This window comes from Aeromicrobium sp. (assembly GCF_025965075.1).
GTDB lineage: Bacteria > Actinomycetota > Actinomycetes > Propionibacteriales > Nocardioidaceae > Aeromicrobium.
Window position 1 is genome coordinate 1 of sequence record NZ_JAOPXQ010000156.1, and the last position, 5588, is coordinate 5588.

The following is a 5588-nucleotide window of genomic DNA, read 5'->3' on the forward strand; positions in this document are numbered from 1 at the left end:
CCGGGCCAGGACGTGCGCCGCGACCACCTCCATCCGGGCGACGAATGGCGAGGACGGTGCCGCCTGGCGTGGGCTCCGCCCGCTGACCATCGCCAGGTCGAGGCCGGCCTGATCGAGCGGGAGGTACGCCAGGGGTTCCATCCCGGTCAGCCGGCCGACGGTCGTCCGGACCTCTCGCTCGCTCCACCCGAGCGTCCCCCGCATCCGGTTGACGACCAGGGTCGGGTCGATCCCCGGCGCGACCTCCGCCAGGTCGTGGATGCCGCGCACGACCCGGGCCAGGCCGACCGGGTCCGGCAGTCCCACGACCACGACGTGGTCGGCCTGCTCGAGGACCTGCAGCGTCGTCTGGTTGCGGGCCGCGCCGTGCCCCGTGCCGGGCTCGACGGAGAAGCCGCAGTCGACCACGACGAGGGCGGCCTGCGCGCGCAGCTGGGCGAGCACGAGCTCGAGCGCCCCGGTGCGTACCTGCGGCCACATGTCGGCCCGCGGGAGCCCGGTCAGCAGCCGCAGCCCCGGGTCGATGTCGAGCAGGTGACCGGCGACCTCGTGCGACCGGCCGTTGTTGGCGGCCCGGCACGCCGCGACCAGCCCGCTGACGTCGTCGAGCACCGAGAGCGCCTGGCCCAGCGAGCCGCCGTACGTGTCGGCGTCCACGAGGACCGTGTCGACGCCGCGGGCCGCCGTGGCCGCGGCGATCGAGAGCGCGACGGTGCTGCGTCCCGGCGCCCCGGCCGGTCCCCACACCGCGACGACGGGCGCCCGGTCCTCGGCCCGGGTGGCGGGCGCGATCGGCCCGTCCCGGACGATGACGTCGAGGCCGCCGAGCCGCAGCGTCCGGGTGATCCCGAGCGCCTCGCACCGCGCCGGGTCCGACTCGAGGGCCGCCACCCGGACGCCGCCGACCTCGAGGTGGTGGACCGCGTCGGCGTCCAGCCCGGGGAGGTCGGTCGTGACGATCGCGGCCTCCGCGAGCCCGGTGTGCGCGACGGCGAGCAGGTCCGCGACGTCGACGCACCGGCGGACGAGCCGCAGCCCGGGGCTCGCCTCGATCTCCCCCAGGGCCGCGGCCTCCCACGGCGCGTCGCCGGCCGCGAGCACGACGTCCATGTCAGGAGACCCTGACCAGCGTCACGTGGCCGGCCGCGACGGTGCTGATGACGGACCGGCCGAGCTGGGACTCGTCGAGGTCGACCAGGACCGTCTGCGCGAGGGAGCCGCTCGCCGCCGCGGCCTCGCCGCCGGTCTGCAGGACGCGGACGGACCGCAGGACCCGGACCGCGTCCCGTCCCGGCTCGTCCCCGGGGCCCGGACCCACCCAGACGTCGACGAGGTCCCCCCGCTCCAGGTCGGCCGGCGCGGCGCCCTCCGTGACGCTGAGCGGCAGCTGGTTGCGAGTCGTGCTGGAGCGGGTGACCAGCGCCGACTTGGGGACCAGCGAACCGGGTGCCGCCGCCTGCGCCCAGACCAGGTTCGCCAGCGGGGCCGCGAACTCCTCGTCGATCCGCACGTAGTTGCCGGCCGCGTCGCCCGACAGCCGGATCCTGGTCGGTCGCAGGTCGTCCTTCGTCACGGTGTCGCCCGCCGCGACCTGCGAGCGTACGGACCAGTACTCGACGGTGTCGTCGGCCGACGCGGCGAGCCGGCCACCCAGCACCGTCGCCGCCAGCACGAGCAGCAGCCCGAAGAGCAGCCGTGGGTCCCGCCACGGCCGGATCCGCAATCGTTGTCCCGTCGTCCCGCCCGTCGCCCCGGGCCCCCGCCAGTTCGTCATGCAAAGTTTCTAGCGACATTGCGGGCCGGCGTCCACCCCCTGGTCGGGTTCTCCACAGATGAGGGATCCCTCGTGTTCGGTGACACCGGGCCATGGGAAACTGGTCCCATGCCACCCTCCACCCCGCGGTTCCTCACGCTGGCGGACGTCGCTGAGGTCCTCAACGTGACGGTGCGGCAGGTCTACGCCCTCGTGCGGTCGGGGGACCTGCGCGGCATCCAGATCGGTGGACGCGGCCAGTGGCGCATCGAGAACGCCCAGCTGGAGGACTACATCTCCCGTCAGTACGCCCGCGCCAACTCGCACGAGTTCGACGACGAGCCGGCCGACGAGGACGTCACGACCGACCACTGACCACCGCGACGACCCCGAACGGGACGACCTGATCCCGGCCTGAGGCCGACCGGAGCCTGACGAAGTCGCGGCCGACGACGTCGACCGTCCCGTCGCGGGACTCACCGTCGACGAGCCGGACCCGGACCTCGTCGCCCGCGTCGCGGAGCGCGCGCAGCACGTGGCCCCAGCCCAGCGCGGCGCCTACCGTGGTGGGCTCATCGGCACGCCGCCCGGTCGCGTGCACCGTGGTCACCGCGCGCGCGGCGACGACATGGTCCACGGCGTCGCCGCGCAGGTGCACGAGCCGTTCGTTGACAAGCACGACGACCCCCTGGACCCGACCCGCGCCCTGCACGTCGAGGGACACCCGCCCGCCCAGCAGGTCGCGCCACGAGGTCTGCGCCCAGTCGCCGTCGCGGAGCTCATCGACCAGGAGGTCGCGCTCCTCCAGCTCGAGGTCCTCGCCCCGAGCCTCCAGCTCCTCGAACAGCCGCTCCCACCGCACAGCCGCACGCTATCTGTGCACCGAGCCGTTGACAACCCGACACAAACAGACTTGTCTGTGTTCAAACGTCATTAAACGTCATCAAAGGTGTGGATATGTGGTTGACCCGGAGCGGATGGGCGCTGGCGGCCCTCGCGGCGGCGATCGTCCTGCTGCTCCTTCCCGAGACGGCGTCGCTGGCCAGGGACGCCCGGGGCGACGACTTCCCCCGAGCCGCGCAGGCCCTCGTCGCGCTGCTCCTGCTGGCAGTGGCCGCGTGGATCATGCTGATCGTCGGGCTGGGGGCCACCGTCGGCTCGTCCGGACTGGTGCGGGCAGTGACCCCTCGCCTGGCCCGCCGCGCCCTCTTCGTCGGTGCCGCCGGGGCCCTGGCCGTCTCGCCCGTCCACGCCGACCGCGGGGTGGCACCGGTCGAGCACACCGTCGACGGCCTCCCGCTGCCCGACCGCCCCACGACGGGCAGCACCCCGGGCGAGCTCGTGCCGTCCCGGCCCGCCCCGACCGCTCCCGCCGTCGTGCGCCACTCCCCTGCGCTGCGGGACCCGGCGCGACCGGTCGTCGTGCGCGACGGCGACACGCTCTGGGCCATCGCCGAACGGTCCTTGCCGCCGGGATCCTCGACCACCGACATCGCCCGGGCGACCGCCCGCTGGCACGCGGCCAACCATGCGGTGATCGGCGACGATCCCGACCTGATCTTCCCCCACCAACGCCTGACGCCACCCGGGAAGGACCACCCATGAAGACCGCCACCGCCCTGATCGCCCCGCACACCCCCGCCCCGTTCGTCGAGCCGGTCGAGCCCGCCGCGGGGCAGATCCCGCTCCCGTTCCCGGGGATGACGCCGGTGCTGCCAGTGCCGGTCGAGCGCGGTGACGCCCGGCCCATCCGCGAACGGTCAGCGCGCTTCATGCAGGCGCTCGTCGAGGTCCTGTCGGGCGAGCGCCCGGTCCGTCAGCTCGCAGCCTGGATGGCGCCGGACGTCTACGCGCAGCTCACGTCGCGCCTCGCGGTCCACGCCCGGGTCCCGCTGCGCGCACGGTCGGGCAGCGGGGCGCGCATCGTGTCGGTGCACGTCGCGATGGTGCACGACGAGGCCGCCGAGATCGCCGGACGCATGGTCCACCGCGGCCGGTCGCGTGCCATCGCCGTGCGCCTCGAGCTGCAGACGACCCACCGCGGCGCCCAGGTCTGGCGCTGCACCGCCTTGACCTGGGCGTGACGCGCTAGCCTCGCTTCGCTCGGCTGGCACTCACCTCAGGACGAGCTCCGCTCGTCTCAACGGTTGTTCTTGCGGGACTTGCGCTGCTGCTTGGCCTTCTGCCGCGAACGGTTCTTGGCGTTGGCCTGGCGGCGCGCCTCGGACTCCGGCGAGTCGTCATCCGCGGCGGTCTCGCCGCGGACCTCGGCCCCGCCGTCCTCGCTGGGCGAGGAGTACGACAGCGCCTTGGGCGCAGACTTCACGCCGAGCCCCTTGGCCGACAGCTGCATCGCCTCGTCGGACTCGGTCGACGCGGCCTGCTCCACCTGGACGTCCAGGTTGAACAGGAAGCCCACGGACTCCTCGGCGATGCCTTCCATCATGGCGCTGAACAGCTCGAAGCCCTCACGCTGGTACTCGACCAGCGGATCGCGCTGCGAGTACGCTCGCAGGCCGATGCCCTCGCGCAGGTAGTCCATCTCGTAGAGGTGCTCACGCCACTTGCGGTCCAGGACGCTCAACACGACGCGACGCTCCAGCTCACGCATGACCGGGCTGCCGAGCTCGGCCTCACGGCTCTCGTACGCCTGCAGGGCATCCGCCGCGACGAGCTCCTGCAGGAGCTCGCGGGACAGGCCCTCGCGGCCACCGGCCTCGGACTCGACGCCCTCGATCGTCAGGCCGACCGGGTAGAGCGTGCCGAGCGCGGTCCACAGCTGCTCGAGCTCCCACTCCTCGGGGAAGCCCTCGGTGGCCCCGCTGACGTACGCGCCGGTGACCTCACCGATCATCGAACGCACCCACTCGTTCATGTCCTGGCCCTCGAGGACCTGACGGCGCTCGGTGTAGATGACCTCGCGCTGACGGCTCATGACGTCGTCGTACTTCAGGATGTTCTTGCGGGTGTCGAAGTTCTGCGCCTCGACCTGGGACTGCGCCGAGGCGATCGCGCCGGTGACGCGCTTGTTCTCGATCGGCACGTCGTCGGGGATCTTCATGGTCTGCAGGACCCAGTTGACCCAGTCGGCCTTGAACAGCCGCATCAGGTCGTCCTCGAGCGACAGGTAGAAGCGGGTCTCGCCCGGATCGCCCTGACGGCCGGAGCGACCGCGCAGCTGGTTGTCGATGCGGCGGGACTCGTGACGCTCGGTGCCGATGACGGCCAGGCCGCCGGCGGCCGTGACGGCGTCCTTCTCGGCCGCGACCTGCTCCTCCATCTGGTGCAGGGTCGCGGGCCACGCGGCCTCGTACGCCTCGGAGTCCTCCAGCGGGTCCAGGCCCTTGGCGCGCAGCGCGGCGTCGGCCAGGAACTCGACGCTGCCGCCGAGCATGATGTCGGTGCCACGGCCGGCCATGTTGGTCGCCACCGTGACGGCACCCTTGTGACCCGCCATCGCGACGATCGCGGCCTCACGGTCGTGCTGCTTGGCGTTGAGCACCTCGTGCGGCACACCGCGCTTGCGCAGCTGCTTGGACAGCCGCTCGCTCTTCTCGACGCTGGTCGTGCCGACCAGGATCGGCTGGCCGGCGGCGTGCCGCTCGACGATGTCCTCGACGACGGCATCGAACTTCGCCGCCTCGGTGCGATAGACCAGGTCGGGCTGGTCGATCCGCTGGACCGTGCGGTTGGTCGGGATCGGGACGACGCCGAGCTTGTAGATCTTGTCGAACTCGGACGCCTCGGTCAGCGCCGTGCCGGTCATGCCGCTGAGCTTGTCGTAGAGGCGGAAGTAGTTCTGCAGCGTGATCGTGGCGAGGGTCTGGTACTCCTC

Annotated in this window: 6 protein-coding genes and 1 pseudogene; 3 read left to right on the forward strand and 4 right to left on the reverse strand. The window is 72.6% G+C overall.

What is annotated here, in order from left to right; translation table 11 throughout:
- Together JWQ91_RS09770 and JWQ91_RS09775 are read right to left on the reverse strand one after the other, a co-directional pair.
- Window positions 1–1110, reverse strand: a 1110-nt coding sequence (locus JWQ91_RS09770) for a hypothetical protein (protein WP_297782980.1), incomplete at its 3' end; no start/stop codon positions are given.
- 1 nt (window position 1111) lies between these two features.
- Window positions 1112–1774 carry a hypothetical protein gene (locus JWQ91_RS09775; protein ID WP_297782982.1) on the reverse strand — a complete coding sequence of 221 codons (663 nt, stop codon included), beginning with the start codon at window positions 1772–1774 and terminating at the stop codon, window positions 1112–1114.
- Window positions 1775–1882: 108 nt separating this feature from the next.
- Here JWQ91_RS09775 and JWQ91_RS09780 point away from each other — a divergent pair, with 108 nt between their 5' ends.
- Window positions 1883–2128, forward strand: coding sequence for a helix-turn-helix domain-containing protein (locus tag JWQ91_RS09780; protein WP_297782984.1), 246 nt, complete (start codon window positions 1883–1885; stop codon window positions 2126–2128).
- Here the strand turns inward: JWQ91_RS09780 and JWQ91_RS09785 are convergent.
- Window positions 2112–2615, reverse strand: a complete 504-nt coding sequence (locus JWQ91_RS09785; protein WP_297782986.1) for a hypothetical protein — start codon at window positions 2613–2615, stop codon at window positions 2112–2114. The genes JWQ91_RS09780 and JWQ91_RS09785 overlap by 17 nt on opposite strands.
- A gap of 101 nt (window positions 2616–2716) precedes the next feature.
- On the opposite strand from JWQ91_RS09785, the gene JWQ91_RS09790 reads away from it, so the two are divergent.
- Together JWQ91_RS09790 and JWQ91_RS09795 are read left to right on the forward strand one after the other, a co-directional pair.
- Entirely contained in the window at window positions 2717–3358 is a 642-nt protein-coding gene (locus JWQ91_RS09790; protein ID WP_297782988.1) for a LysM domain-containing protein, read from the forward strand.
- Entirely contained in the window at window positions 3355–3837 is a 483-nt protein-coding gene (locus JWQ91_RS09795) for an Rv3235 family protein (RefSeq protein ID WP_297782990.1), read from the forward strand. The genes JWQ91_RS09790 and JWQ91_RS09795 overlap by 4 nt, the downstream gene beginning before the upstream one ends.
- A 56-nt stretch (window positions 3838–3893) precedes the next feature.
- Here JWQ91_RS09795 and JWQ91_RS09800 read toward each other — a convergent pair.
- Window positions 3894–5588: pseudogene (locus JWQ91_RS09800) on the reverse strand (preprotein translocase subunit SecA); the annotation flags it as partial.

Bases quoted from the DNA above. Each gene is read 5' to 3' on its own strand.
- JWQ91_RS09775 (WP_297782982.1), bottom strand. From the start codon at position 1,774: ATGACGAACTGGCGGGGGCCCGGGGCGACGGGCGGGACGACGGGACAA.
- JWQ91_RS09780 (WP_297782984.1), top strand. From the start codon at position 1,883: ATGCCACCCTCCACCCCGCGGTTCCTCACGCTGGCGGACGTCGCTGAG.
- JWQ91_RS09795 (WP_297782990.1), top strand. From the start codon at position 3,355: ATGAAGACCGCCACCGCCCTGATCGCCCCGCACACCCCCGCCCCGTTC.